Source organism: Mycolicibacterium obuense (genome assembly GCF_055397605.1).
Map to the genome: position 1 here is coordinate 1856356 of NZ_AP043663.1, position 23873 is coordinate 1880228.

Here is a 23873-nt window from a genome sequence, read left to right on the forward strand (position 1 = left end):
AGCGGGTGCCAGCCGACCCCGGTGATGAAGAACCAGTAGCCGACGAAGACCTGCTCATCGACTTCGCGAAGGTCACGCTGCGGCGCAACGGGCGTCTGCTGGTCGGGCCCATCACCTGGTCGGTGGAGCTCGACGAACGGTGGGTGATCGTCGGACCGAACGGAGCCGGCAAGACGTCGCTGCTGCGCATCGCCGCCGCCATGGAACACCCGTCGTCGGGCACCGCCTTCATCCTCGGTGAGCGACTGGGCCGGGTCGACATGTCGGAGCTGCGGGCCCGCATCGGGCTGAGCAGCGCCTCTCTCGCCCAACGGGTTCCCGACGACGAGATCGTGCGTGACCTCGTGGTGTCGGCGGGCTACGCGGTGCTCGGCCGGTGGCGGGAGCGCTACGACGACGTCGACTACGCCCAGGCTCTCGACATGCTCGAAAGCGTCGGCGGCGAGCATCTGGCCGACCGCACCTACGGCACGCTGTCCGAAGGCGAGCGGAAACGGGTGCTTATCGCGCGCGCTCTGATGACCGACCCCGAGCTCCTGCTACTCGACGAGCCCGCCGCGGGGCTGGACCTCGGCGGCCGTGAGGAACTCGTGGCCCGCCTCAGTGATCTCGCACTCGACCCGGACGCGCCGGCGATGGTGCTGGTCACCCACCATGTCGAGGAGATCCCGCCCGGCTTCTCACACTGCCTGATCCTGTCCGAGGGCTCGGTCGTCGCCGCCGGCCTGCTCAGCGATGTGCTCACCGCAGACAATCTGTCCGCCGCCTTCGGTCAGTCGATCGCCCTGGATCTGATCGACGGCCGCTACTTCGCGCGCCGCGCGCGCACCCGAGCCGCCCACAGGAGGCGTTCATGACGTCCGACGATCCGCTGGTTCCGCGCCCCGCGGCGACCGTGATGCTGCTGCGCGACAAGGCCCATGGGACGGCCGAAGAAATCGAAATCTTCCTGATGCGCCGGCACGCGGCGATGGAGTTCGTCGCCGGGGTGATGGTGTTTCCCGGCGGCGGGGTCGACGACCGCGATCGCCACGCGGACATCGCCTGGCACGGCCCCGAGCCGCGCTGGTGGGCAGAGCGGCTCGGTGTGGACAGCGAACTCGCCGAGGCGCTGGTGTGTGCCGCCGCGCGGGAGACGTTCGAAGAGTCCGGAGTGCTGTTCGCGGGCTCTGCTGACGATCCCGACCTGCTGGTCGACGACGCGTCGGTCTACCGCGAACAGCGTGCCGCGCTGGAGAGCAAGCAGTTGTCGTTCGGTGAGTTCCTGCGCGCCGAGAAGCTCGTATTGCGGTCGGATCTGCTGAGGCCCTGGGCCAACTGGGTGACTCCGAAGGAAGAGCGCACCCGCCGCTACGACACGTACTTCTTCGTCGGCGCACTGCCGCAGGGGCAGCGCGCCGACGGCGACAACACCGAAACCGACAAGGCCGGCTGGGTGACCCCTGAGGCTGCGCTCGACGACTTCGCCGAGGGCCGCAGCTTCCTGCTCCCGCCGACCTGGACACAGCTCGACGCGCTGGCCGGCCGCACGGTGGCCGAGGTGCTCGCCGTCGAGCGGCAGATCGTCGCGATCGAGCCGTCGCTGTCGGCGAAGCCGGGCGGCAACTGGGAGATCGAATTCTTCAACAGCGAGCGCTACAACGCCGCCCGCAATCGCCGCGCCCCGCAAGGCCACACTGACCGCGCCTCGCAGCCGTGAGCGAGTTCGTCAGCGTCCACACCAGCCGCGACCAGGCCTCCGACGAGCCCCGGATCGCCACACTCTTGCTGTCGCGGCCGCCGACGAACGCGCTGACCCGCCAGGTCTGCCGGGAAATCGTCGAGGCCGCCGAGGACCTGGGGCAGCGGCAGGATCTCGCCGCGATCATCGTGTTCGGCGGCCACGAGATCTTCTCCGCCGGCGAGGACATGCCCGAACTGCAGACCCTGGACACCGACGAGGCCGCGGCGGCCGCGCAGCTGTGCCGGACGGCCGTCGAGGCGCTCGCCGCGGTGCCCCGCCCGACGATCGCCGCCGTCACCGGCTACGCCCTGGGAGCAGGACTGGCCCTTGCGCTGGCCGCCGACTGGCGCGTCAGCGGCGACAACGCGAAGTTCGGGGCGACCGAGATCCTGGCCGGGATGGCGCCCGTCGGTGGCGGCGCGACGCGCCTGGCCGCCGCTGTCGGCCCCAGCAAGGCTCGAGACCTGGTGTTCACGGGGCGCTTCGTGGACGCGCGGGAGGCACTCGCACTCGGTCTGGTCGACGAACTGGTCGCGCCGGACGGCGTCTACGACGCCGCGCTGACCCGGGCGCGCCGCTTCCTCGACTATCCCCCCGACGTGCTCGCTGCGGCCAAGGCCGCCTTCGACCGGCCGTGACCGGCGCTGCCGCCGGAGCGTTAGGCTGCCCTGCATGACGACAACGAACGACGCCGGCACTGGCCCCGATGTCGCCGTCCCGGCTCCGAACCCGCGAGCGACCAAAGAGCAGGTCGAAGCCGCGATGCAGGACACCAAGCTCGCCCAGGTGCTCTACCACGACTGGGAGGCCGAGACCTACGACGAGAAGTGGTCGATCTCCTACGACCAGCGCTGCGTCGATTACGCCCGCGGCCGATTCGACGCCGCGGTGCCCGAGCAGGTGCAGCGGGAGCTGCCCTATGACCGCGCGTTGGAGCTGGGCTGCGGTACGGGGTTCTTCCTGCTCAACCTGATCCAGGCCGGGGTCGCGCGGCGCGGCTCGGTCACCGACCTGTCGCCGGGCATGGTGAAGGTGGCCACCCGCAACGGCCAGTCCCTCGGGCTGGACATCGACGGCCGGGTCGCCGACGCCGAGGGCATCCCGTACCCGGACGACACATTCGACCTGGTCGTCGGCCACGCCGTGCTGCACCACATCCCCGACGTGGAGCTGTCCCTGCGCGAGGTCGTGCGGGTCCTCAAGCCCGGCGGTCGCTTCGTGTTCGCCGGTGAGCCGACCACGGTGGGCAACCGTTACGCCCGCGAGCTGTCGACGCTGACCTGGCGGATCGCCACCAACGTCACCAAGCTCCCGATGCTCTCGGACTGGCGCCGGCCGCAGACCGAACTCGACGAGTCGTCGCGGGCCGCGGCGCTCGAGGCGGTGGTCGACCTCCACACCTTCGATCCGGCCGACCTCGAGCGGATGGCAACCAACGCCGGTGCCGTCGACGTGCGCACGGCCAGCGAAGAATTCACCGCAGCGATGCTCGGCTGGCCCATCCGGACGTTCGAGGCTGCGGTGCCTCCCGGCCGCCTCGGTTGGGGCTGGGCGAGATTCGCGTTCAGCAGCTGGACGACGCTGTCGTGGGTGGACTCGAATGTGTGGCGACGGGTCGTGCCGAAGGGCTGGTTCTACAACGTCATGGTGACGGGGGTCAAGCCGGGCGGCCCGTCGTCGTAGCGTTCGGCCTCGACGATGTGCGCTTCCTGCGCAGCGAATCCGGGCGGCAGGCGCTCAGCGAGGTCGGTCGCCTCGAGCTGAGTGCCGCGACGCTGGTCGCCGACGTGGCAACAGCGCGAACACGGTTCGGTGAGCGAGCCGCGGTGCTGGTCGAGACGGTGGCGCTGCGCCGCAGGGCTGCAGCCAAGTTCGACGACGCCGCACAATGGCTATTCACCGACGAGGCGCTGCAGCAGGCCACCGCGGCGCCGGTCGCGGCGCACCGGGCGCAGCGTCTCGCAGGCATGGCGGTGCACGACCTCACCTGCTCGATCGGTTCCGAGCTTGTGGCGCTTGATGATTCGGCCGCGTTCGTGATGGGCAGTGATCTCGATCCGGTGCGGTTGGCGATGGCCAGGCACAACGTCGGCGACCAGGTTGCGCTCTGCCGCGCCGATGCGTTGCATCCGGTCAGCAAGGACGCGGTGGTGCTGGCCGACCCGGCGCGCCGGAGCGGGTCCACGCGCCGCTTCGACCCCCGTGCCTACCAGCCGCCTCTCGGAGACCTGTTCGCCGCGCTCGCTTCCCGTGACCACGCCGTGAAGTGCGCTCCCGGAATCGATTTCGCGGTGGTCGAGGACATGGGTTTCCGCGGCGAGATCGAAGTGACCTCGCTTGCCGGCAGCGTGCGGGAGGCATGCCTGTGGTCACCGGGCCTGGCGGACACCGGGGTGCGCCGGCGGGCGACGATGCTCGACACAGGGGAGCAGGTCGTCGACACCGACCCCGACGACTGCGGCGTCGCACCGGCCGGCCGCTGGCTCGTCGACCCGGACGGGGCCGTGGTGCGCGCCGGGCTGGTGCGTCACTACGCGGCGCGGCACGGACTGTGGCAGATCGACCCCGACATCGCCTACCTGTCCGGAGACCGGCTTCCGGACGGGGTGCGCGGATTCGAGGTGCTCGAGCAGCTCGGCTACAGCGAACGCCACCTGCGCCAGGCGCTTTCGGGACGCGCGGTGGGAGCGGTCGAGATCCTGATCCGCGGTGTCGACGTCGATCCCGACGCGTTGCGCAGGCGACTGCGACTGCGCGGTGACCAGCAGGCGTCGGTCGTCATCACCCGCATCGGTTCCGGGGCGGCAAGCCGGGCAACGGCATTCATATGTCGTCCGTCACGCTGAGCGCTCACGTACCCTGGCGGTGATTCCCCAGTGATGTTCCGATGCGCCCGACAGAGTGCGGCGCCGACGATGAGGATGCTGTTGACGATGCGCGTGATCGCCGCCGCCCTGCTGGCCGCCGGTGTGCTCGCCGGCGCGGTCGCGACCCCGGCCGCCGCCGCGGAGCCGGCGTGCGCCGATCTCGGCGGCACGGTCGACACGGCGCAGGTGTGCACCGTGCACATCGAGAACCCCACCTACACCGTGGACTTCACGTTTCCCGCCGACTACCCCGACCAACAGGCCCTGATCGGCTACCTGACCCAGACCAGGGACGGCTTCGTCAACGTGGCGGAGATGCCCGGCTCGTGGAACCTGCCCTACGTTCTCGACGGCAAGGGCACCGGGTACCGCAGCGGTCCCGACGACGGCGGGACCCGCAGCGTCGTGTTCGAGGTGTACGAGAACGTCGGCGGCGCCCACCCGCAGACCTGGTACAAATCGTTCAACTGGGACGTCGCCAAGAAGGCGCCGATCAGCTTCGCGTCGCTGTTCAAGCCGGACACCCGGCCGCTGGACGTGATCTTCCCGATCGTGCAGTCCGAGGTCTCCCGTCAACTGGGCGTCGATTCTCCGATCACCGCGACCGACGGGCTCGACCCCGCCAAGTACTCGGAGTTCGCCCTGACCGATGACTCGATCATCTTCTTCTTCGGTCAAGGAGAGGTCATGGCCGGCGCTGGCGGGGCGTTGCAGGCCACGGTGCCGCGTTCGGCCGTCGCATCGATGCTGGCCTGAGCGGGGCGAGCATTACAGCGTCGCGCTGGATCGCTCATCGCGGCTGCGGACCGGATCGTAGTTCTCCCAGAACGTCGCACCGGTGATCCCGAGCTTCACCGGGTCGAACACCGGGTCGAGGCCCTGTTGCTTCTGCTTCTCGTAATCCCACAGCGCCTTGTAGGCCGGCTGCTGCAGCACGATGATGCCGAGGATGTTGAGCCATGCCATCAGGCCGACGCCGATGTCGCCGAGCACCCAGGCGTCCGACGCCGTGGACACCGCGCCCATCGTGACCGACACCAGGATCAACGCCTGGAGCAGCATCGTCGTGGTGGCGCCCAGCGAGCCGCGCACGAGCGGCACCTGCGCCGTGGCGAACCTGCCGAGCAGGAAACGCAGGTTGGTTTCCGCCATGTAGTAGTACGCGATGATCGTGGTGATGCAGAAGAAGGCCAGCGAGACGGCGATGAAACTGGAGCCCGCACCGTTCCACAGCGTGTCGAAACCGGCCTGGGCGAACGCAGGACCCACCTCCGCGTCCGGTGCCAGCACGGTGCCGCCCTCCCGGATCACCGCACCCGTCGCGCTCTCGCCCTCGAACACGCGGTAGGCGCCCGTGGACAGGATCAGGAAGCCGGTCGCCGAGCAGATGAACAGCGTGTCGATGTACACGGCGAAGGCCTGCACCAGACCCTGCTTGGCGGGATGGGACACCTCTGCTGCCGCGGCGGCATGCGGTCCGGTGCCCTGACCCGCCTCGTTGGAGTAGATGCCGCGCTTGACGCCCCACATGACCGCCGCACCGAGAATGGCGCCGAATGCGGAGTCGATGCCGAAAGCGCTAGAGAACACCAGGCTCAGCACGCCGGGAAGCTCACTGGCGTTGATCACCACGATGATCAGCGCCAGCACGATGTAGACCACCGCCATGAACGGCACCACGATCGATGCGAACGTGGCGATCCGTTTCACGCCGCCGATGATGACGAACGCCAGCACGATCACCGTTCCGACGGCGACCCACCACTTCGAGAATCCCCATGCCGAGTTCATCGCCGACGCCATCGAATTCGACTGCACGCTGGGTAGCAGCAGGCCCATCGCCAGGATGGTGACCGCGGCGAAGACGTAGCCGTACACCTTCATGGCCGGCCCGGCCGCGGTGTGCGCGAACGCCCGGCTGAAGTAGTAGGCCGGGCCGCCGCGGTATTCGCCGGTCAGCTTGTCACGGTCCTTGTAGATCTGGCCGAGTGTGCATTCGACGTAGGACGTGGACGCGCCGAGGAAGGCGACGAGCCACATCCAGAACATCGCCCCCGGGCCGCCGAAGGCGATGGCGGTGGCGACGCCGGCGATGTTGCCGGTGCCGACGCGTCCCGCCAGCGACATCGTCAGCGCCTGGAAGCTCGACACCCCCGACGGCGATTTGTCGCCCTTGACCATCAACCGGATCATCTCGGGGACCTGCCGGACCTGGACGAAGCGGGATCGGATCGAGAAGTACACCCCGGCGGCCAGGCACAGATAGACCAGTGCATTGCTCCAGACAAAGCCGTTGACAGTGCTCAGGAAGTCGGACATGCCGCAGTGGTCTCCCTCGATCGTGGGTTTTCGCGCCGACAGGTCGTCCCATTGTGTGCGATCGGGGGTTACCGTGCTGTGAAGTTGCTGTAAGAAACCTGAATGTCTGCAGGCGGCTAGGCGGGCGCGAAACCGTAGACCCGGCCGTCGCTGGTCGCGGTCACCACCCGACGGTCATGGCCGATCGACACCCCGACCGGCCAGCCCGTCGCGTTCGGCAACGGGTAGGAGTGCACGGTGTGCCCGTCACCCAGATCGAACACGGTCAGAGCCATCCCGTCGCCGTCGCGGGTGACGGTGTACCCGACGCCCGCGATGCTGCTCGTGGTGAGCGGCGCCGTGTCGTCGCGCCGCCACAGCCGCTCCGGCCCGTCGCCGGTGTCGCGGACGGCGGTCAGCTTCGCGCCGGGGCCACCACCGGCGAGGATCAGTCCCTCGGGCGACACCGAGGGCGGGGTCTGCGCCAGATAGTCGAGCGGCTGTGACCACTTCACCGAACCGTCCTCGGCGTTGATCGCCCACAACCGTTCATCGCGGCCGTTGACGTAGACGGTGTTGCCGTCCGGGGAGAACACCGGGCTGCCGAGCGGGCCGCGGCCGACGGCGTTGCTGGTCCACTCCTGGGTGATCAGCGGCGTCTGCCCGGGCCGGTAGCGCAGCCCCACCAGTTCAGGTGCCTCGGCACCCGGTTGCCACAGGGTCAGCACGATGGCGCCGGAGGACTCGGAGAAGGCCGGTGCGGCCGCCACGGGACATTCCGGTCCGCCGAGTCGGCAGTCTTGCAGACCCCGTTCGGAGTCGCGCGGATCCAAGCCTGCCACCAGGTCCAGCGAGCTGCCCGCGACCGTGCCCCGGTGTGCGTCGAACACCAGCACCTGGCCGAGGTGCGTGACCACCAGCAGATGGCCCGGGTCGAGGAATCGCATCGTGGTCGGCATGCCGATCACCGGCTGCCGCCAGCGAATCCACTGCGTCGGAGGGAACGACAGCACCGCGCCGGGCTGGCCGACGTACAGGTTGTCGAAGCCGTCGAAGAGAGGGCTCGAGAGGCCGCCACCCTGCCAGAGGCGGGTGCACCACCGTTGACGTGCGCGGTTGTTCGCCTCCCACACCATCAGCGAGCAGCCGCCGGCGGTCTGGGCGTTGACGGCGAGGTAGTTGCCCGAGCCCAGCGACACCTGCGCGGCGAGCTCACCCTTGACCGAACGCACCCACTCCAGCCGCAGCGAGTCGGCACCCGAGAGCGAGACGGAACTCCGGTTGGCGGCGTCGGCGTACTGGGCGGCCCAGCCCGATGCGGCGCGGGCCTCGACCCAGGAATCGGTGGTTCCGCAACCTGCCGCAGCGGCGGCGACGAGAACGGCGCTGGCCAGCACGATGATTCGCCGGAGCACGGGTTCCTTTCTGGTCGCGGGGGACACGAGCGGTGGACCGAGAGCCCCCGTGAGGGTAACCGCTTGCCCCCGGTGGGCAGGAGCGGAGCGACACGGGAATGGGTACTGCACCCTCGCGTAGGCTTTCCGGCCATGACGACGATGTGGGGCGCGCCGCTGCACAAGCGCTGGCGTGGATCGCGGCTGCGGGATCCTCGCCAGGCCAACTTCCTCACGATGGCGTCGCTGAAATGGGTGCTCGCCAACCGCGCCTACACGCCGTGGTACCTCGTCCGGTACTGGCGTCTGCTGAAGTTCAAGCTCGCCAACCCGCACATCATCACGCGCGGCATGGTGTTCCTCGGCAAGGACGTGGAGATCCAGGCCACGCCCGAGCTCTCCCAGATGGAGATCGGCCGGTGGGTGCACATCGGCGACAAGAACACCATCCGCTGCCACGAGGGGTCCCTGCGGATCGGCGACAAGGTGGTGCTCGGCCGCGACAACGTGATCAACACCTACCTCGACATCGAGCTCGGCGATTCGGTACTGATGGCCGACTGGTGCTACATCTGCGACTTCGACCACCGGATGGACAACATCGAGTTGCCGATCAAGGACCAGGGAATCATCAAGGGCCCGGTGCGGATCGGCCCGGACACCTGGGTCGGGGTGAAGGTCAGCGTGCTGCGGAACACCACGATCGGGCGCGGGTGCGTGCTCGGCTCACACGCGGTGGTCCGAGGGGACATCCCGGACTTCTCGATCGCGGTGGGGGCGCCGGCCAAGGTGGTCAAGAACCGCAAGACGTCGTGGGAGACGACGGCCGCCCAGCGGGCGGAACTGGCGGCGGCGCTGGCCGACATCGAACGCAAGAAAGCCTCGCGCTAGCCGTCGCGGTGTCGCTCGGGTAGCGCCAGCTCGGCAATCGGTCGGCGCGGGTGAGGCCGGCGCTCGCCACGTTTGGCGCCGAGGTAAACCTGCGCGGTCTCTGCGGCGACGGTCGCCCACGCGAACTCGGAGGTGAGCCGTTCACGGGCGGCGATCGCTGCGCGTTGGGCGGCGTCGGGGTCATCGAGGGCGGTACGCACGGCGCTCGCCAGCGCGGCGACGTCGCCCGGGGGGAACGTGTGGCCGGTGGTGCCGTGGCCGACGGCCTCGCCGAGGCCGCCGGCGTCGGACACTACCAGGGGTGCGCCCGCTGCGGCGGCCTCCAACGCGACGATGCCGAACGGTTCGTACCGCGACGGCAGCACCGCGATGTCGGTCCGGTGCAGCAGGGCCAGGAGTTGTTCGTGGTCGACCTGGCCGACGAAGTCGACGGCCTTGAGCACGCGATGCCGACGTGCCTGCTCGACCAGGAACGCCCGCTGGGTGCCGTCCCCGGCGATCGTCAGCGTCGTCCCCGGGTGGGTTCGCCGGATGCGGGGGAGGGCGGCGATCGCGTCGTGGACCCCCTTCTCGTACTCGAGTCGGCCGAAGTAGAGCAGCTCCGCGGGCCCGGTCCGCGGTCGACGCGACGCGAAAGGCCAACCGTGCGTGTCGATTCCGTTGCGGATGACGGCGATCTCGGACAGGCCGGGGCCGAACAGTGCGGTGATCTCCTCGCGCATGGACGCCGAACACGTGATGAGAGAGTCGGATTCGTGCACCAACCAGGATTCGAGCGCGTGTACCTGCCGGCTGACCGACCCTGTCACCCAGCCTGAGTGCCGGCCCGCTTCGGTGGCGTGGATGGTGGAAACCAGTGGTACATCGAAGAACTGCGCCAGTGCGACGGCAGGATGGGCCACCAGCCAGTCGTGGGCGTGCACGACATCGGGTCGCCAGTCGCCGAGGGTGAGGCCGGCGCGCAGCATGGCGTGACCCATCGCTAGAATCCAGGCCATCATGTCGGTGCCGAAGGCGAATTCGTGCGGATCCTCGGCGGCGGCGACCACGCGCACGCCCTCGCTCACCTCGTCGGTCGTCGGGTGGGTGGCCGGATCGGTCCCGGTGGGCCTGCGGCTGAGCACGACGACGTCGTGACCGGCGGCGACGAGTTCGGTCGCCAGGTGGTGGACGTGCCTGCCCAGCCCACCGATCACGACCGGCGGGTACTCCCACGAGATCAGGAGGACCTTCATGTCACGGGCTCGGCAAACGGCGCGCGTCCAGCGCGCCGAACAGACCGTCGGCGCGATTCCAGCCTGCCGCCAGACGTTCGGCGTGCTCGGTGCGGCCAGAGGCCAGGGCGTCGGCGATCTCGCGGGTGGCGTGGGCGTGCAGGTGCGCCCGGTAGCGGGCGTAGTCGGCAGCCGAGTCCTTGCTGACCATGAACGGCCAGTCGCTCGACACCGTCAGCAGGGTCTCCCGCAGGATCTGGTCGGCCACGACCATCCGGGAGCCCTGCGAATTCGCCAGTGCTTTGTCGACGGTGCTGAGCGCGGTGTCGACGACTTCGGTGTTGAGGCGTACCAGGTCGGCCACCTGCTCGCCCGACCACACCTGCCAGTCCTTACCGGATCCCCATGAGCTGGGCGGCAATTCGACCGGCTGACCCACGTACCCGGCAGCCAGTGCGTCGGCCAGGGTGCCCACCTGGATGCCCGCCGCCGGCAGCGCGCGCAGAACCTGCTCGAGCCACTGCGGGCCCTCGTACCACCAGTGCCCGAACAGCTCTGTGTCGAACGCCGCGATGACGTGGGCGGGCCGGCCGATGCGGGCGCTCTCGCTGAGAAGGCGATCCCGCACTGTCGCGACGAAATCGGCGACGTGCACCTCGATGGCCGACGCGGCGCGCTCGGGGTCGTAGGGCGCCTTCTCCTCCGAGGGCACGTTGCGTCCGGTGACCCGGGCGGGTTTGAGTCCGGTGGCGTGGTCGTAGGTGTGGAAGTCGCGGTAGGCGGCGTGGCCGGGATACCCGGAGCGTGGCGACCACACGCGGTAACTCACGGTTAGGTCGCGGCCGAACGCCACCACCGGGGAGTCTGTGACCGGTCGCCCGAGGGCGGTGTCGCCGTGCAGTGACGGGCCGTCGACCATGAAGTGGCCGACTCCTGCTGCGGCGTAATCGCTTTCCATTCCGGGGGCGTAGGCACATTCGGGCGCCCAGATGCCTGCCGGCTGGTGAGCGAAGCGCTGGCCCGCGTCGGCGAGGCCCTCGCGCAGGGCGAAGTCGCGGAGCCGCGGGGTGAGCAGGGGCTGGAAGGGGTGCGCCAGCGGGCCGCCCAGCAACTCGATGACGTCACCGTCGATGAGTTCCCGAAGCACCGGGCTGCCGCCGTGGCGCCACAGTGTCTCGAACTCCGCGAGCTCGCGGTCGGCTTCGGCGAGCTCGCGGGACCCGAAGCGGCGCAATGCTTCTGGTGTGGAAGCGGGGGATGGTCCCGTCGGGGTGCGCATCGTGGCGGCTTCGCGGGCGCGCAGCCGCCAGTTGGCCACCCAGTGGTGCATGCCCTGCAGGCAGTACGGATCGTCGAGCTGGGCCGCCACGACAGGGGTGACGCCAAGGGTGAGTAGGTGCTGCCTGTTCTCGGCGGCCAGGGTGCGCAACACCCGCACCAGCGGCAGGTAGGCCGCCGACCACGACTGGTAGAGCCACTCCTCGCCGACCGGCCAGCGGCCGTGGTGAGCCAGCCACGGGAGATGGGTGTGCAGGACGAAGGTGAACAGCCCCGGTACCGGCTCGGCTGTCGACTGCTCCGAGGTCACGGTCGTACCGCGATCGCGACCAGATCGAGGCTCTCGTCGATGGGACGGCTGTCCTGCTCGGTGTCCTGCTCGATGTCGAAGTCCTCGATCGTGATCGAGGCGATGTCGCCGAGCAGGTCCGCCGGCCACGGCGCATCGGACAGCGCGCGGGTGATCTGGGCGTCGATGATCGATCCGCCGTGCCGTGCGTCGATCTCGCGCAGTCGGGCGCCGTGGTACACGCCGTAGAGGGCGTCCACGCGCAGGCCGGCGTCGGTCAGCAGTTCCGTCAGCTCCGCGGCGTTGAGCTCGCGGGTGTGGAACGGGTTGACCGGGGTGTCGCTGTCGGGGGTGAAGGTGATCCGGTTGGGCGTCGACATCAGCAGCAGGCCGCCGGGCCGCAGGACCCGTCGGCATTCGGCGACGAACTGCCCCTGGTCCCACAGGTGCTCGATCACCTGGAAATTGACCACGATGTCCACCGACTCGTCGGGCAGCGGTAGCTCGGCGAGGTTCCCGTGGCGCATGTCGACGCGGGGATAGCGGGCCCGGACGTGGGCGACGGCGTATTCGTCGTAGTCGAGGCCGATCACACCGCGGGCGACATCGGCGATCAGGTCGGCTCCGTAACCCTCGCCGCAGCCGGCCTCCAGGACGTCGGCGCCGGCGAAGCGGTCGGCCAGGCGGTCGAGGAGATCGCGGTAGACGACCTCATGGCGGCGGAACCAGTAGTTCTCCTCGGCAACGCCGGGCACGGTTCGTTCGCCGGTCAGGGCCATGGGCGCCTCGGCCGGCGGCTGATTCGCCTCGGAGGTGGTCACGTGTGTGCTCATCGGAAGGCAGGCTAACCCGTAACCGAGCGATGACGAATAGTTCGTCGCACCCGGGCGGGCGAGATCGCAAACTTCGACCAGCTATGGTGTTTTTGCGAACCGCCTTAAGTTACCGACTGGTAACATGGGGATGAGAGCTCCAAACGTGATAAGGCGGGCCGGTCACCGGCCCCTTCGAGAAGGACGAACTCATGACGAACATCGTGGTTCTGATCAAGCAGGTTCCCGACACATGGTCCGAGCGCAAGCTGTCCGAGGGTGACTGGACCCTCGACCGCGAGGCCGCCGACGCCGTGCTCGACGAGATCAACGAGCGCGCCGTCGAGGAGGCGCTGTTGATCAAGGAGCGCGAGGGTGGCGACAGCACGGTGACGGTGCTCACCGCCGGGCCCGAGCGTGCCACCGAGGCGATCCGCAAGGCGCTGTCCATGGGCGCCGACAAGGCGGTGCACCTCGTCGACGAGGGTCTGCACGGCTCGGACATGGTGCAGACCGGGTGGGCGCTGGCTCGCGCACTGGGCACCATCGAGGGCACCGAGCTGGTCATCGCCGGTAACGAGGCCACCGACGGGACCGGTGGCGCCGTGCCGGCCATCATCGCCGAGTACCTCGGCCTCCCGCAGTTGACGCACGTGCGCAAGCTCACCGTCGAAGGCGGCAAGGTCACCGGCGAGCGCGAGACCGACGACGGCGTGTTCACCCTCGAGGCGAACCTGCCCGCCGTGGTCAGCGTCAACGAGAAGATCAACGAACCGCGCTTCCCGTCCTTCAAGGGCATCATGGCCGCCAAGAAGAAGGAAGTGACGAAGCTGACGCTCGCCGAGATCGGCGTGGAAGCCGACGAGGTGGGCGTCGCCAACGCCGGGTCCAAGGTGCGGACGTCGACGCCGAAGCCGCCCAAGACCGCGGGCGAGAAGGTCACCGACGAGGGCGAGGGCGGCACGAAGATCGCCGAGTACCTGGTCGCTCAAAAGATCGTCTAGGCACCCCCCTCCACTCCCCCCTTCCATCACCGAAAGACTCAGAGGCAACGAATCTCATGGCTGAAGTACTGGTGCTCGTGGAGCACGCTGAAGGTGCGCTGAAGAAGGTCACCTCCGAACTGATCACCGCCGCCCGCACACTGGGCGAGCCCTCCGCCGTCGTGGTGGGCAAGCCCGGCACCGCCGACGGGCTCGTCGACGGCCTCAAGGCAGCCGGCGCTGCGAAGATCTACGTCGCCGAATCGGACGACGCCGAGAACTACCTGATCACACCCTACGTCGACGTGCTCGCCTCGCTGGCCGAGTCCGCATCGCCTGCGGCGGTCATCCTGGCGTCCAGCGCCGACGGCAAGGAGATCGCCGGACGGCTCGCCGCACGCATCGGGGCGGGCATCCTCAGCGACGTCGTCGAGGTCCGCGAGGGCGGCGTCGGCATCCACTCGATCTTCGGCGGGGCCTACACCGTCGAGGCCGAGGCCGTCGGCGACACCCCGGTGATCACCGTCCGTCCCGGCTCGATCGAGGCGGCGCCGGCCGACGGCGCCGGCGAGGTCGTCAACGTCGAGGTGCCCGCACCCGCGGAGAATGCGACCAAGATCACCAAGCGCGAGCCCGCGGTCGCGGGTGACCGCCCCGAACTGACCGAGGCGACCGTGGTCGTCTCCGGCGGTCGCGGCGTCGGTAGCGAGGAGAACTTCAAGGTCGTCGAAGAGCTCGCCGACTCGCTCGGTGGCGCGGTCGGCGCCTCCCGTGCGGCCGTCGACAGCGGCTACTACCCGGGGCAGTTCCAGGTGGGCCAGACCGGCAAGACCGTGTCGCCGCAGCTCTACATCGCGCTCGGCATCTCCGGGGCGATCCAGCACCGCGCCGGCATGCAGACGTCGAAGACGATCGTCGCGGTGAACAAGGACGAAGAGGCACCGATCTTCGAGATCGCCGATCTCGGCATCGTGGGCGACCTGTTCAAGGTCACCCCGCAGCTGACCGAGGCCATCAAGGCTCGTAAGGGCTGATCGCCAGCAGCTTCACCGAACGGCCCCCGTCTCCGCGACGGGGGCCGTTCGCGCTCTGCAGGGTGCACCCGAACCGTCACCCAGCGCTCATGAACACGTCACGCACCGCTTGCCGTCACGCCGATCTCCTGCGCGACCGTGCTGACCATGAGCACTGCTTCTGTACTCATCTCCGCCCAAGACGCCCCAGCCAACCCCGACGCGGCTGCCGGCCCGGCGCCCCGCTATTCGCTGCTGCTGTGCCGCGACGACGCCTCGATCGAGGCCGCCCAGCGGCTGCGCCACGACGTGTTCACCTCGGAGCCGGGCTTTGCGCTCGCCGACAGCGGAGCCGATCTGGACGCCGACCGCTTCGACGAGTACTGCGATCACCTGCTGGTCCGCGAGGAGCGCACCGGCGAGCTGGTCGGGTGCTACCGCATGCTCCCGCCGCCCGGCGCGATCGCCGCCGGGGGTCTCTACACCGCCACCGAATTCGACGTCTCGGCCCTCGATGCGCTCCGGCCGTCGCTGGTCGAGATGGGCCGCGCGGTGGTGCGCGACGGGCACCGCAACGGGGCGGTCGTGCTGATGATGTGGTCCGGCATCCTGGCCTACCTCGACCACAGCGGTTACGACTACGTGACCGGATGCGTGTCGGTGCCGGTCGCCGATCCCGCCGGGATCGAACCCGCCGGCGCCCACCTGCGCGGCGTCCGCGACTTCGTGACGCGCCGCCACCGCGCACCGCGCGAACTCACCGTCCACCCCTACCGTCCGGTGGTCGTCGACGGCCGGTCGCTCGACGACATCGCGCCGCCCGCCCGGGCCTCGGTGCCGCCGCTGATGCGTGGGTACCTGCGGCTGGGCGCCCAGGTCTGCGGTGAACCCGCCCACGATCCCGATTTCGGCGTCGGCGACTTCCCGGCTCTACTCGACAAGCGCCGAGCCGACACCCGGTATCTGGCGCGGTTGCGCTCTGCAGGTGCGGCGACCGCGGCGGTCAGCGCGTCGTGAACGCCCGTCCCCACGCCTGGTTACCCGCCGCGTCCTGCGGCCCGACCTGCATCTCCGCGGGCAGCGAGACGTCGAGCCGGCGCGCCGCGGTCATCTGCCGCGTCGCGTTGCGAGCCACGCTGACGATCGTGCTGCTGCCCACCCTGCCGCTGCTGGCGGTGCCGCTGCCGGGCCGGTCCCATCTGCAGCGCCGGTACTGCCGCGTCGTATTGCGTTGCCTGGGTATTCGAATCACCGTGTCCGGCGGGCCGATTCGTAACGTGCCCGGGGTGCTCGTCGTCAGCGGGCACGTGTCCTGGGTGGACGTCTTCGCGATCGGGGCCGTAATGCCCGGCGCCTTCGTCGCCAAAGCGGAGATGATCGGGTGGCCCGGGCTCGGCGCGCTGGCCCGGCTGATGAAGGTGATCCCCATCGAACGGGACAACCTGCGCCGCCTTCCCGAGGTGGTTCACGCCGTCGCCGAGAGGCTCCGCGCCGGACGCACCGTCGTGGCGTTCCCCGAGGGCACGACGTGGTGCGGCCTGGCATACGGCCCGTTCCGCCCGGCGATGTTCCAGGCCGCGATCGACGCCGGTCGGCCCGTGCAACCCCTGCGGCTGAGTTATCACCACCGCGACGGGCGGGCGTCGACGGCCGCGGCCTACATCGGCGACGACAGCCTGCTCACCTCGATCCGCAGGCTCGTCACAGCGCAACGCACCGTCGTGCACGTGCGCGTCGAATCGTTGCAGCTGCCGGGCGAGGATCGGCGAGACCTCGCCGCGCGGTGCGAGGCCGCGGTGCGGGGGACCGGTACCTCTGCGGTCACCGCCCGCGGCCAGCGTCACGCCCTGGCGGCCTGAGCTCTCGACTACGGGCGCGGCTCCGGTCACGGCTATTGTGGAGCGTTGTGACTGCGTCCGCGGTGTATCTCGACCACGCTGCCACCACCCCGATGCGCCCCGCTGCCATCGAGGCGGTGGCCGCCGCGCTGACCTCGGTCGGGAACGCGTCCTCGCTGCACGGATCGGGCCGCTCGGCGCGGCGCCGGCTGGAGGAGTCGCGTGAGACGCTGGCCGGCCTGCTCGGCGCGCGCCCCTCGGAGGTCATCTTCACGGCCGGCGGTACCGAGAGCGACAACCTCGCCGTCAAAGGCATTTACTGGGCCCGCCGCGACGCCGACCCCGCCCGCCGTCGGATCGTCACGACGCCGGTGGAACACCACGCGGTCCTCGACGCCGTCGAATGGCTGGTCGACCACGAGGGAGCCGAGGTGACCTGGGTGCCGGTCGATCGGCACGGGGTGGTCTCGGCCGAGGCGTTGCGCACCGCGATCGGCGATCCCGCCGACGTCGCCCTGGTATCGGTGATGTGGGCCAACAACGAGGTCGGCACGATCATGCCGATCGCCGAGCTCGCCGAGGTCTGCGCGGCCGTCGGCGTTCCGATGCACAGCGATGCGGTGCAGGCCGTCGGTCAGCTCCCGGTCGACTTCGCCGCGTCCGGGCTGTCGGCGATGAGCGTCACCGCCCACAAGTTCGGTGGACCCACCGGGGTGGGCGCGCTCCTGCTGCGGCGCGACACCGCGTGCACCCCGCAGCTGCACGGCGGTGGTCAGGAACGCGACGTGCGTTCGGGCACGCAGGATGTCGCGGGCGTCACCGGTATGGCGGCCGCGGCGCGCGACGCCGTCGAGACCATGGATGCCACGGCCGCGCGGGTGCGTGCCCTGCGGGACCGGATGATCGCCGAGGTGCTCGCGACCATCGACGACGTCGACCTCAACGGCCCGACGGGGGCGGACCGGCTGCCCGGCAACACCCACTTCACCTTCCGCGGGTGTGAGGGCGACTCGCTGCTGATGCTGTTGGACGCCAAGGGAATCGAATGCTCCACTGGTTCGGCGTGCACCGCCGGGGTGGCGCAGCCCTCACACGTGCTGACCGCGATGGGCGCCGACCCCGCCAGTGCTCGCGGATCGCTGCGATTCTCGCTGGGGCACACCAGCACCGACGCCGACATCGACGCGGTCTTGGCGGTGCTGCCCGCTGCCGTCGAGCGCGCACGGCAAGCGGCTCTGGCGAGCGCCGCGGGACGGGCGTAGTCATGCGGGTTCTGGTCGCGATGAGCGGCGGCGTCGACTCCTCGGTGGCGGCGGCGCGGATGGTGGACGCCGGACACGAGGTGACGGGCGTGCACCTGGCGCTGTCGTCCGCGCCGGGCACGCTGCGCACCGGTTCACGCGGATGCTGCTCGAAGGAGGACGCCGGCGATGCCCGTCGCGTCGCCGATGTGCTCGACATCCCCTTTTACGTCTGGGATTTCGCCGACCGGTTCAAAGAGGACGTCATCGACGACTTCGTCGAGTCCTACGCGAGGGGTGAGACTCCCAACCCCTGCGTGCGCTGCAATGAGCGAATCAAGTTCTCGGCGTTGGCGGCTCGCGCGTTGGCGCTGGGCTTCGACGCGCTGGCCACCGGTCACTACGCCCAGCTGTCGGACGGGCGGTTACGCCGCGCTGTGGATCACGACAAGGACCAGTCCTACGTGCTGGCGGTGCTGAGCGCAGAGCAGTTGCGGCACGCGGTGTTCCCGATCGGGGACACCCCCAAGGCGCAGATCCGCGAAGAGGCCGCCCGGCGGGGACTGTCGGTCGCCGACAAGGCCGACAGTCACGACATCTGCTTCATCCCGTCCGGGGACACCCGAGCGTTCCTGGGGGCACGGATCGGCGTGCGCGGGGGCACCGTCGTCGACACCACCGGTGCGGTCCTGGCCGAACACGAAGGCGTGCACGGGTTCACGATCGGTCAGCGCAAGGGCCTGGGGATCCCCGGTCCCGGCCCCGACGGCCGGCCGCGCTACGTCACCGGTATCGACGCCGACACCGCCACGGTCTACGTGGGTGATGTCGCCGATCTCGAGGTGCACTCGCTGCGGGGAGAGCGGCCGGTGTTCACCTCAGGGGTGGTCCCCGAGGGGCCGATCGAGTGCACGGTGCAGGTGCGCGCCCACGGCGGTATGGCGGACGCGGTGGCACACGTCGACGACGGTGTCGTGGTCGTCGATCTTCGTGCTCCGCTGCGCGGGGTGGCGCCGGGTCAGACGCTCGTCCTGTACCGCCCGGACCCGCTCGGGGACGAGGTGCTGGGCAGTGCCACGATCACCGAGGCGCGCTGACCGACTGCAGCGCAAGGCTTTCGGCGCGCCCCGGCCGTGACTACACGGCGAAGGGAAAGCTGGTCGGTGGCCCGGACAGATATTCCTTGGCCTTGCGACCGAGCGAGTCGAAGATCTCCACCTCGCCCGCCTCGAGCCCGTCGAGGGCCACGCTGACGAGGTCGGCGGGATCGATGACAGCTCCCTCGGGTAAGTCGATTCCTTGCTGTTCTGCGAAGTCGAAGAGCGTCTGCGTGCCGATCAGACCCGGAATCAGTGCTGCGACATGCGTGCCCTGCCCGGCGAGTTCCATGCGCACGTTGTTCGTCAGACCCCACTCGGCCGACTTCGAGGCAGCGTAGGCGGCGTTTCCATCGACAGTCGTCCAGGCGGCCGCCGACAGGACGTTGAGGATCGCGCCGCCTCCGTTGCGGGCGAGGACGGGTGCGAATGCACGGATCACCGCCAGGGTGCCGTGGTAGTTGGTGTCCATCACCGATCTGATCGCCCGCGGGTCGCCCGTGATCAGATTGCCCCCGGCGGTGTCGGCCGCGTTGTTGACCAGAAGGTCGACGTCGCCGGCGATCTCGGCGGCGGCGTCGACCTGGGCGGCGTCGGTGATGTCGAGGCGCAGGGCGCGGACGCCCGGGATGTCGACGAGCTCGGGACGCCGCGCGGCGGCGTACACCGTCGCACCGCGGCGCAGTAGTTCGACGGCGAACGACCGGCCGAGGCCGCGGTTCGCGCCGGTGACCAGCGCGGTGGCGCCGTTGATCTGCATGATGTTCTCCTCGTCGGGCAGTGAACATGACCATGCGGTCATGTTCTTCACTCTGGCAGAAGATGACCGGGTGGTCAACTTGGTACCCTGAGGTCATGACGCCACCCGTCAGGACCCAGCGCGCCGATGCCGCCCGCAATCGCGCGTCGCTGCTGGCGGCGGCCGAGAAGGTCTTCGCCGAGAAAGGCCACGCTGCCTCTGTGGCCGACATCGCCGCGGCGGCCGGGGTGGCCAAGGGCACCGTTTTCCGGCACTTCGCCACCAAAGAAGATCTGATCGCCTCGATCGTCTGTGACCACCTCGCCGTATTGTCCGGCGCGGCAAGGAAACTCGCCGATGCTCCCGATCCGGGAGAAGCCCTGCTGGAGTTCCTCACCGTCGCCGCAGACCAGCGTCGTCAACACGACCTGACGTTTGCCCAGACCGCCAGCGATCACGATCCCCGAGTGGTGAACGCGCGCACCGAATTACACGAGAGCCTCGACGTGCTCGTCGGGCGCGCCCGGGAGGCGGGAGTCATCCGCGCCGACATCACCGAAGCCGACGTCTTCCTGCTGATGTGTGCACCGGTCCATGCCGTCGAGAACGTCGCCGATCCGTCGCCGACGCTGTGGCGGCGCTACCTCGCGATCATCTTCGACGGGTTGCGCCCGCAGGGCGCCCACCCGCTCCCGCACCCCGCGCCGGTGCTTCCGTAGCGCCGATCAGCCCGGCACGTTGTCGGCGATGTTCGTCATCACCAGGTCGGGCACCGAGTCGGGGAACGAACACGACGTCACCTCGATCAGCACCACCGACTTCACCCGGTAGTCGCGGCCGCACGAGCCCGGACGGATTCGCACCGAGTCACCCGTCGCGACGACGTCGCCGACCAGCATCGGGCCTCGTTCGGTACCCCCGCAGGCCGAAATGCGCCGGGTCAGGTCGGTCAGTGCGGTCACTGCGGTCGCGGTGTCGCGATAACCAGCAGCGGCCTGGGAGAGCAGACCGCCCCGTCGGGGGCTCTGGTACGTGGTCTTGTGGAACTCCTCGACGTCAGGTCCGAACACCTCGGTCTCGGCGAACAGCCAGCCGCACTCCTGCGGAAGATCCCGGGCGAATGCGTCGGGCAGGAACCCTTGATCCGTCGGAATGTCCACCGGCACTTTGCTTTCCATTCCGGGTACCGGCGTCAGATCGGAACCGGCACCGCTGAGCGCCTGCATCTGCGACCGATCCAACAACACGGCGTTGACATCGACCGGCGACCGGGAGTTCTCGTCGAGCGCGGGTACCGGCCGCGTGGCAGAGCCCGAGACGGTCTGTGTACACCCGGAAACGACGACGGCCAGCGCGCACAGCAGCACACGGCCCGTCATGCCCCGACAGTAGTGCGTCGCCTATCGTCGGGCGAGTGAGTGCTTTCGCCGCCGCGACAGGGATCGGATCGTGGCCGGGTACGTCGGTCCGTGAGGCGGCCGAGGTTGTCGTGGGGGAGCTGCATCGGCTGCCCCATCTGGTCGAGCTGCCGGGCCGCGGCGTGGGTGCGGACCTGATCGGCCGCGCGGGTGCGTTGCTGGTCGACATCACCCTGGACACCGTGCCGCGCGGCTACCGCATCGCCGCGGGGCGCAGCGCCGCGACGCGCCGCGCGATGAGCCTGCTCGACGAGGACGTCGACGCGCTCGAAGAAGCTTGGGAGAAGGCGGGTTTGCGTGGTGGCGACCGGGTGGTCAAGGTGCAGGCCCCCGGCCCGGTGACGCTCGCCGCGCACCTGGAACTGGGTGGCGGACACCGCGCGATCACCGATGCCGGCGCCGTGCGCGATCTCACCGCGTCACTGGCCGAAGGCGTGGCGGTGCATCGCGCTCAGCTGGAGCGGCGCCTGCAGACCACCGTCGTCGTGCAGTTCGACGAGCCCACCCTGCCGGCGGCGCTGACCGGCCGACTGAGCGGAGTGAGCAGTCTGAACCCGGTCCACCCGGTGGACGCCGCGGTGGTCGTCGATCTGCTCGATCAGTGCGTCGCCCGCGTGGGCGGCGAGGTCGCGCTGCACTGCTGCGCCGCCGACATCCCATGGACTGTGTTGCAGCGCAGCACGATTGCGGCGGTGATGGTCGATGTCGGCACCCTGAGCGCGACCGATCTCGACGGGGTGGGGGAGTTCCTCGAATCCGGTCGCACGGTGTTGCTGGGTGCGGTGCCGGCGGTCGCGCCCTCGCACCGTCCCGCCGTCGAGGAGGTCGCGGCCGCGGTCGCCGCGGTGACCGATCGGCTCGGCTTCCCCCGGACCGTGCTGCGCGACCGGGTGGGTGTCACTCCGGCGTGCGGGCTGGCCGGTGCGACGGCCGAGTGGGCCCGGCGTGCGGTCGAGCTGGCGCAGAAAGTCGCCGACGGCCTGGCCGAGGACCCGGATTCCGCCTAGCGCCAAGGGGTGCTGCTCAGGCGGTGCGCAGATCCTTGCGCAGGATCTTCCCCGACGCCGACTTCGGTATGGCGTCGATGAATTGGACCTTGCGCACCTTCTTGTAGGGCGCCACCTGGCCCGCGACGAACTCGATGACCTCGTCCTCGGTGAGGTCCGTGTCGGCCTGCTTCACCACGTACGCCTTGGGTACCTCTTCGCCCTCGTCGTTGGTCACCCCGATGACGGCCGCGTCGGCGATTCCGGGATGGCCCAGCAGCACGGCCTCCAGTTCAGCCGGTGGCACCTGGTAGCCCTTGTACTTGATGAGCTCCTTGAGCCGGTCCACGATGTACACGCACCCGTGGGCGTCGACCTGGGCGAGATCTCCGGTGTGCAGCCACCCGTCGTCGTCGACGGTGCTGCGGGTGGCCTCGTCGTTGTTGAGGTATCCGGCCATCACGTTGGGTCCCTTGAACCACAGTTCGCCGGTGGCGGACAGGCCTTCGTCCGGCGGGTTGATGTCTTTGCCGGTCTCCGGGTCGACGATCTTGGACACCGCGTTGGACACCGTCCATCCCACCGAACTCAGCGGTGCGTCGACGTGCATGTCGTGGGCACCGGCGTCGAACGGGGTGATGTGGCTGACCGGGCTGAGCTCACTCATCCCGTAGCCCTGCACGACCCGGCAGTCGAGCCGCTCCGCCACGGCGCGACCGAGTTCGGCGTCCAACGGAGCCGCCCCCGACATCACCACCTTCAGGGAGGACAGGTCGTGCTCGTCGACCATCGGGTGCTTGGCGAGGGCGACAGCCACCGGCGGCGCGATGAACGCGATCGTGGCGCGGTGCTCGGCGATGTTGCCGAGGAACTTGGCGAGATCGAAGCTCGGCATGATGACCAGGCGGGCGCGGGCGTGCAGCGCAGCGTTCAGCAGCACGGTCATCCCGTAGATGTGGAAGAACGGCAGTACCGCCAGCACCACGTCATCGGGCACCATGCCGTGCAGCGGTCTGATCTGTGCGACGTTGGCCACCAGGTTGCGGTGGGTGAGCATCACACCCTTGGGGTTGCCCGTCGTGCCCGAGCTGTAGGGCAGCGCCGCCAGATGCGACGACGGGGCGAACGTCACCTCCGGTGCCGCGGCGTTGCCGTCGAGCAGTTCGACGGCATTGGGGTGACCGTCGGCCGCCCGTCCCGCTCCGTCGAGCACCACGAGGTTCTCCGCGGGCAGACCGACCAGTTCGACGGCCTCGGCGGCCTGCGCGGCCAGCGCCGACACCGTGATCAGCAGCGCCGCCCGCGAGTCCGTCAGCTGCTTAGCGATGTCTTTCGCGGTGAACAGGGCGTTGATGGTCGTCGCCGTCGCCCCGGATCGCAGAATGCCGTGAAATGCCACCGCGAATGCCGAGCTGTTCGGGGCGAGGAGTCCGACCACATCGCCGACGCCCAACCCCCTGGCGGCGAGCGCACCCGCGAATGAGTCGATGCGCCCGACCATTTCGCGGTAGCTGGTCTGCCGGCCGGTGGTGGAGTCGATCAACGCGATGCGGTCCAGGTGCTCGGCGTCGGGGCCCGCCAGTCCGGAGAACAGGTAGTCGTAGACGCTCGCGGTGGGGATGTCGACTTCGGGGAAGGGGCTAGAGAAGCTCATGGTGTCTCCGATCGAATCATGTCCGGACCGCGCCGGCTCGCTCTTCGTCGAGCTGCGTCATCAATTTGTTCGACGCCACCGAGAGCGTAGTCAGCAGGCGGGACCGGCGGTGTCGGTGCGCTTCGATAGCCTGCCAGG

Annotated in this window: 24 protein-coding genes; 15 read left to right on the forward strand and 9 right to left on the reverse strand. The window is 69.5% G+C overall.

The genetic code is table 11. From position 1 onward, the window contains the following. Positions 1 to 5: 5 nt before the first annotated feature. The 6 genes from ACZ50N_RS08820 to ACZ50N_RS08845 all read left to right on the forward strand — a co-directional run bounded on the left by ACZ50N_RS08820 (position 6) and on the right by ACZ50N_RS08845 (position 5346). A complete protein-coding gene (locus ACZ50N_RS08820; protein WP_046363623.1) occupies positions 6 to 857 on the forward strand; it encodes an ABC transporter ATP-binding protein in 852 nt (283 codons plus the stop codon). Beyond that, positions 854 to 1699, forward strand: coding sequence for an NUDIX hydrolase (locus ACZ50N_RS08825; RefSeq protein WP_133413260.1), 846 nt, complete (start codon positions 854 to 856; stop codon positions 1697 to 1699). The genes ACZ50N_RS08820 and ACZ50N_RS08825 overlap by 4 nt, the downstream gene beginning before the upstream one ends. After that, positions 1696 to 2361, forward strand: a complete 666-nt coding sequence (locus ACZ50N_RS08830) for an enoyl-CoA hydratase (protein WP_133413259.1) — start codon at positions 1696 to 1698, stop codon at positions 2359 to 2361. The genes ACZ50N_RS08825 and ACZ50N_RS08830 overlap by 4 nt, the downstream gene beginning before the upstream one ends. A gap of 34 nt (positions 2362 to 2395) precedes the next feature. Next, entirely contained in the window at positions 2396 to 3406 is a 1011-nt protein-coding gene (locus ACZ50N_RS08835; protein WP_046363626.1) for a class I SAM-dependent methyltransferase, read from the forward strand. Then, positions 3352 to 4569: a THUMP-like domain-containing protein gene (locus ACZ50N_RS08840; protein WP_413783383.1), complete on the forward strand. Its 1218-nt coding sequence runs from the start codon at positions 3352 to 3354 to the stop codon at positions 4567 to 4569. The genes ACZ50N_RS08835 and ACZ50N_RS08840 overlap by 55 nt, the downstream gene beginning before the upstream one ends. 87 nt (positions 4570 to 4656) lie before the next feature. Further along, positions 4657 to 5346, forward strand: a complete 690-nt coding sequence (locus ACZ50N_RS08845; protein WP_082164400.1) for an esterase — start codon at positions 4657 to 4659, stop codon at positions 5344 to 5346. Positions 5347 to 5358: 12 nt separating this feature from the next. Here ACZ50N_RS08845 and ACZ50N_RS08850 read toward each other — a convergent pair whose 3' ends face one another. Continuing rightward, complete coding sequence (locus ACZ50N_RS08850; protein ID WP_073682409.1) at positions 5359 to 6909, reverse strand: alanine/glycine:cation symporter family protein; 1551 nt, start codon at positions 6907 to 6909, stop codon at positions 5359 to 5361. 116 nt (positions 6910 to 7025) lie between these two features. Continuing rightward, complete coding sequence (locus tag ACZ50N_RS08855; protein ID WP_464475183.1) at positions 7026 to 8303, reverse strand: BamB-related PQQ repeat family beta-propellar protein; 1278 nt, start codon at positions 8301 to 8303, stop codon at positions 7026 to 7028. Between the two features lie 132 nt (positions 8304 to 8435). On the opposite strand from ACZ50N_RS08855, the gene ACZ50N_RS08860 reads away from it, so the two are divergent. After that, positions 8436 to 9173 carry an acyltransferase gene (locus ACZ50N_RS08860; RefSeq protein WP_046362381.1) on the forward strand — a complete coding sequence of 246 codons (738 nt, stop codon included), beginning with the start codon at positions 8436 to 8438 and terminating at the stop codon, positions 9171 to 9173. Here ACZ50N_RS08860 and ACZ50N_RS08865 read toward each other — a convergent pair. From ACZ50N_RS08865 to ACZ50N_RS08875, 3 genes are read right to left on the reverse strand one after another with little or no spacing between them, the layout of a single operon-like run. Continuing rightward, entirely contained in the window at positions 9170 to 10408 is a 1239-nt protein-coding gene (locus ACZ50N_RS08865; protein WP_048425278.1) for a glycosyltransferase family 4 protein, read from the reverse strand. The two genes, ACZ50N_RS08860 and ACZ50N_RS08865, sit on opposite strands and share 4 nt — an antisense overlap. A 1-nt stretch (position 10409) precedes the next feature. Then, entirely contained in the window at positions 10410 to 11975 is a 1566-nt protein-coding gene (locus ACZ50N_RS08870; protein ID WP_464475184.1) for a 1,4-alpha-glucan branching protein domain-containing protein, read from the reverse strand. Next, positions 11972 to 12787: a class I SAM-dependent methyltransferase gene (locus ACZ50N_RS08875; protein ID WP_464475185.1), complete on the reverse strand. Its 816-nt coding sequence runs from the start codon at positions 12785 to 12787 to the stop codon at positions 11972 to 11974. The genes ACZ50N_RS08870 and ACZ50N_RS08875 overlap by 4 nt, the downstream gene beginning before the upstream one ends. A 191-nt stretch (positions 12788 to 12978) precedes the next feature. On the opposite strand from ACZ50N_RS08875, the gene ACZ50N_RS08880 reads away from it, so the two are divergent. The 3 genes from ACZ50N_RS08880 (at position 12979) to ACZ50N_RS08890 (ending at position 15779) form a co-directional block, all read left to right on the forward strand. Continuing rightward, on the forward strand, positions 12979 to 13770 hold the full coding sequence (locus ACZ50N_RS08880; RefSeq protein WP_046362378.1) for an electron transfer flavoprotein subunit beta/FixA family protein: 792 nt from the start codon (positions 12979 to 12981) through the stop codon (positions 13768 to 13770). Between the two features lie 56 nt (positions 13771 to 13826). Then, positions 13827 to 14783, forward strand: coding sequence for an electron transfer flavoprotein subunit alpha/FixB family protein (locus tag ACZ50N_RS08885; protein WP_133413255.1), 957 nt, complete (start codon positions 13827 to 13829; stop codon positions 14781 to 14783). Positions 14784 to 14930: 147 nt separating this feature from the next. Beyond that, a complete protein-coding gene (locus ACZ50N_RS08890) occupies positions 14931 to 15779 on the forward strand; it encodes a GNAT family N-acetyltransferase (RefSeq protein WP_464475186.1) in 849 nt (282 codons plus the stop codon). Here ACZ50N_RS08890 and ACZ50N_RS08895 read toward each other — a convergent pair. Beyond that, the gene (locus tag ACZ50N_RS08895; protein WP_269083363.1) at positions 15766 to 15897 is read right to left on the reverse strand and encodes a hypothetical protein; all 132 of its coding nucleotides are present in this window, start codon (positions 15895 to 15897) and stop codon (positions 15766 to 15768) included. The two genes, ACZ50N_RS08890 and ACZ50N_RS08895, sit on opposite strands and share 14 nt — an antisense overlap. A 10-nt stretch (positions 15898 to 15907) precedes the next feature. On the opposite strand from ACZ50N_RS08895, the gene ACZ50N_RS08900 reads away from it, so the two are divergent. From ACZ50N_RS08900 to mnmA, 3 genes are read left to right on the forward strand one after another with little or no spacing between them, the layout of a single operon-like run. Beyond that, on the forward strand, positions 15908 to 16621 hold the full coding sequence (locus ACZ50N_RS08900; RefSeq protein ID WP_236694425.1) for a lysophospholipid acyltransferase family protein: 714 nt from the start codon (positions 15908 to 15910) through the stop codon (positions 16619 to 16621). Between the two features lie 47 nt (positions 16622 to 16668). Next, the gene (locus ACZ50N_RS08905) at positions 16669 to 17862 is read left to right on the forward strand and encodes a cysteine desulfurase family protein (RefSeq protein ID WP_110815016.1); all 1194 of its coding nucleotides are present in this window, start codon (positions 16669 to 16671) and stop codon (positions 17860 to 17862) included. 2 nt (positions 17863 to 17864) lie between these two features. Further along, entirely contained in the window at positions 17865 to 18938 is a 1074-nt protein-coding gene (gene mnmA, locus ACZ50N_RS08910; protein WP_464475187.1) for a tRNA 2-thiouridine(34) synthase MnmA, read from the forward strand. Between the two features lie 40 nt (positions 18939 to 18978). On the opposite strand, the gene ACZ50N_RS08915 is transcribed toward mnmA, so the two are convergent. Next, positions 18979 to 19698, reverse strand: coding sequence for an SDR family NAD(P)-dependent oxidoreductase (locus ACZ50N_RS08915; protein ID WP_464475612.1), 720 nt, complete (start codon positions 19696 to 19698; stop codon positions 18979 to 18981). Between the two features lie 95 nt (positions 19699 to 19793). Here ACZ50N_RS08915 and ACZ50N_RS08920 point away from each other — a divergent pair, with 95 nt between their 5' ends. Continuing rightward, a complete protein-coding gene (locus ACZ50N_RS08920; RefSeq protein WP_073682401.1) occupies positions 19794 to 20396 on the forward strand; it encodes a TetR/AcrR family transcriptional regulator in 603 nt (200 codons plus the stop codon). Positions 20397 to 20402: 6 nt separating this feature from the next. Here ACZ50N_RS08920 and ACZ50N_RS08925 read toward each other — a convergent pair whose 3' ends face one another. After that, on the reverse strand, positions 20403 to 21056 hold the full coding sequence (locus ACZ50N_RS08925) for a sensor domain-containing protein (RefSeq protein WP_464475188.1): 654 nt from the start codon (positions 21054 to 21056) through the stop codon (positions 20403 to 20405). Between the two features lie 35 nt (positions 21057 to 21091). Here ACZ50N_RS08925 and ACZ50N_RS08930 point away from each other — a divergent pair, with 35 nt between their 5' ends. After that, complete coding sequence (locus ACZ50N_RS08930; protein WP_133413252.1) at positions 21092 to 22102, forward strand: uroporphyrinogen decarboxylase/cobalamine-independent methonine synthase family protein; 1011 nt, start codon at positions 21092 to 21094, stop codon at positions 22100 to 22102. 16 nt (positions 22103 to 22118) lie between these two features. On the opposite strand, the gene ACZ50N_RS08935 is transcribed toward ACZ50N_RS08930, so the two are convergent. After that, on the reverse strand, positions 22119 to 23735 hold the full coding sequence (locus tag ACZ50N_RS08935) for a 4-coumarate--CoA ligase family protein (protein ID WP_046362371.1): 1617 nt from the start codon (positions 23733 to 23735) through the stop codon (positions 22119 to 22121). Between the last annotated feature and the right edge of the window lie 138 nt (positions 23736 to 23873).

Bases quoted from the DNA above. Each gene is read 5' to 3' on its own strand.
- ACZ50N_RS08935 (WP_046362371.1), bottom strand. From the start codon at position 23,735: ATGAGCTTCTCTAGCCCCTTCCCCGAAGTCGACATCCCCACCGCGAGC.
- ACZ50N_RS08890 (WP_464475186.1), top strand. From the start codon at position 14,931: ATGAGCACTGCTTCTGTACTCATCTCCGCCCAAGACGCCCCAGCCAAC.
- ACZ50N_RS08885 (WP_133413255.1), top strand. From the start codon at position 13,827: ATGGCTGAAGTACTGGTGCTCGTGGAGCACGCTGAAGGTGCGCTGAAG.
- mnmA (WP_464475187.1), top strand. From the start codon at position 17,865: ATGCGGGTTCTGGTCGCGATGAGCGGCGGCGTCGACTCCTCGGTGGCG.
- ACZ50N_RS08825 (WP_133413260.1), top strand. From the start codon at position 854: ATGACGTCCGACGATCCGCTGGTTCCGCGCCCCGCGGCGACCGTGATG.
- ACZ50N_RS08925 (WP_464475188.1), bottom strand. From the start codon at position 21,056: ATGACGGGCCGTGTGCTGCTGTGCGCGCTGGCCGTCGTCGTTTCCGGG.
- ACZ50N_RS08920 (WP_073682401.1), top strand. From the start codon at position 19,794: ATGACGCCACCCGTCAGGACCCAGCGCGCCGATGCCGCCCGCAATCGC.
- ACZ50N_RS08860 (WP_046362381.1), top strand. From the start codon at position 8,436: ATGACGACGATGTGGGGCGCGCCGCTGCACAAGCGCTGGCGTGGATCG.
- ACZ50N_RS08875 (WP_464475185.1), bottom strand. From the start codon at position 12,787: ATGAGCACACACGTGACCACCTCCGAGGCGAATCAGCCGCCGGCCGAG.
- ACZ50N_RS08865 (WP_048425278.1), bottom strand. From the start codon at position 10,408: ATGAAGGTCCTCCTGATCTCGTGGGAGTACCCGCCGGTCGTGATCGGT.
- ACZ50N_RS08880 (WP_046362378.1), top strand. From the start codon at position 12,979: ATGACGAACATCGTGGTTCTGATCAAGCAGGTTCCCGACACATGGTCC.
- ACZ50N_RS08915 (WP_464475612.1), bottom strand. From the start codon at position 19,698: ATGCAGATCAACGGCGCCACCGCGCTGGTCACCGGCGCGAACCGCGGC.
- ACZ50N_RS08845 (WP_082164400.1), top strand. From the start codon at position 4,657: ATGCGCGTGATCGCCGCCGCCCTGCTGGCCGCCGGTGTGCTCGCCGGC.
- ACZ50N_RS08835 (WP_046363626.1), top strand. From the start codon at position 2,396: ATGACGACAACGAACGACGCCGGCACTGGCCCCGATGTCGCCGTCCCG.
- ACZ50N_RS08850 (WP_073682409.1), bottom strand. From the start codon at position 6,909: ATGTCCGACTTCCTGAGCACTGTCAACGGCTTTGTCTGGAGCAATGCA.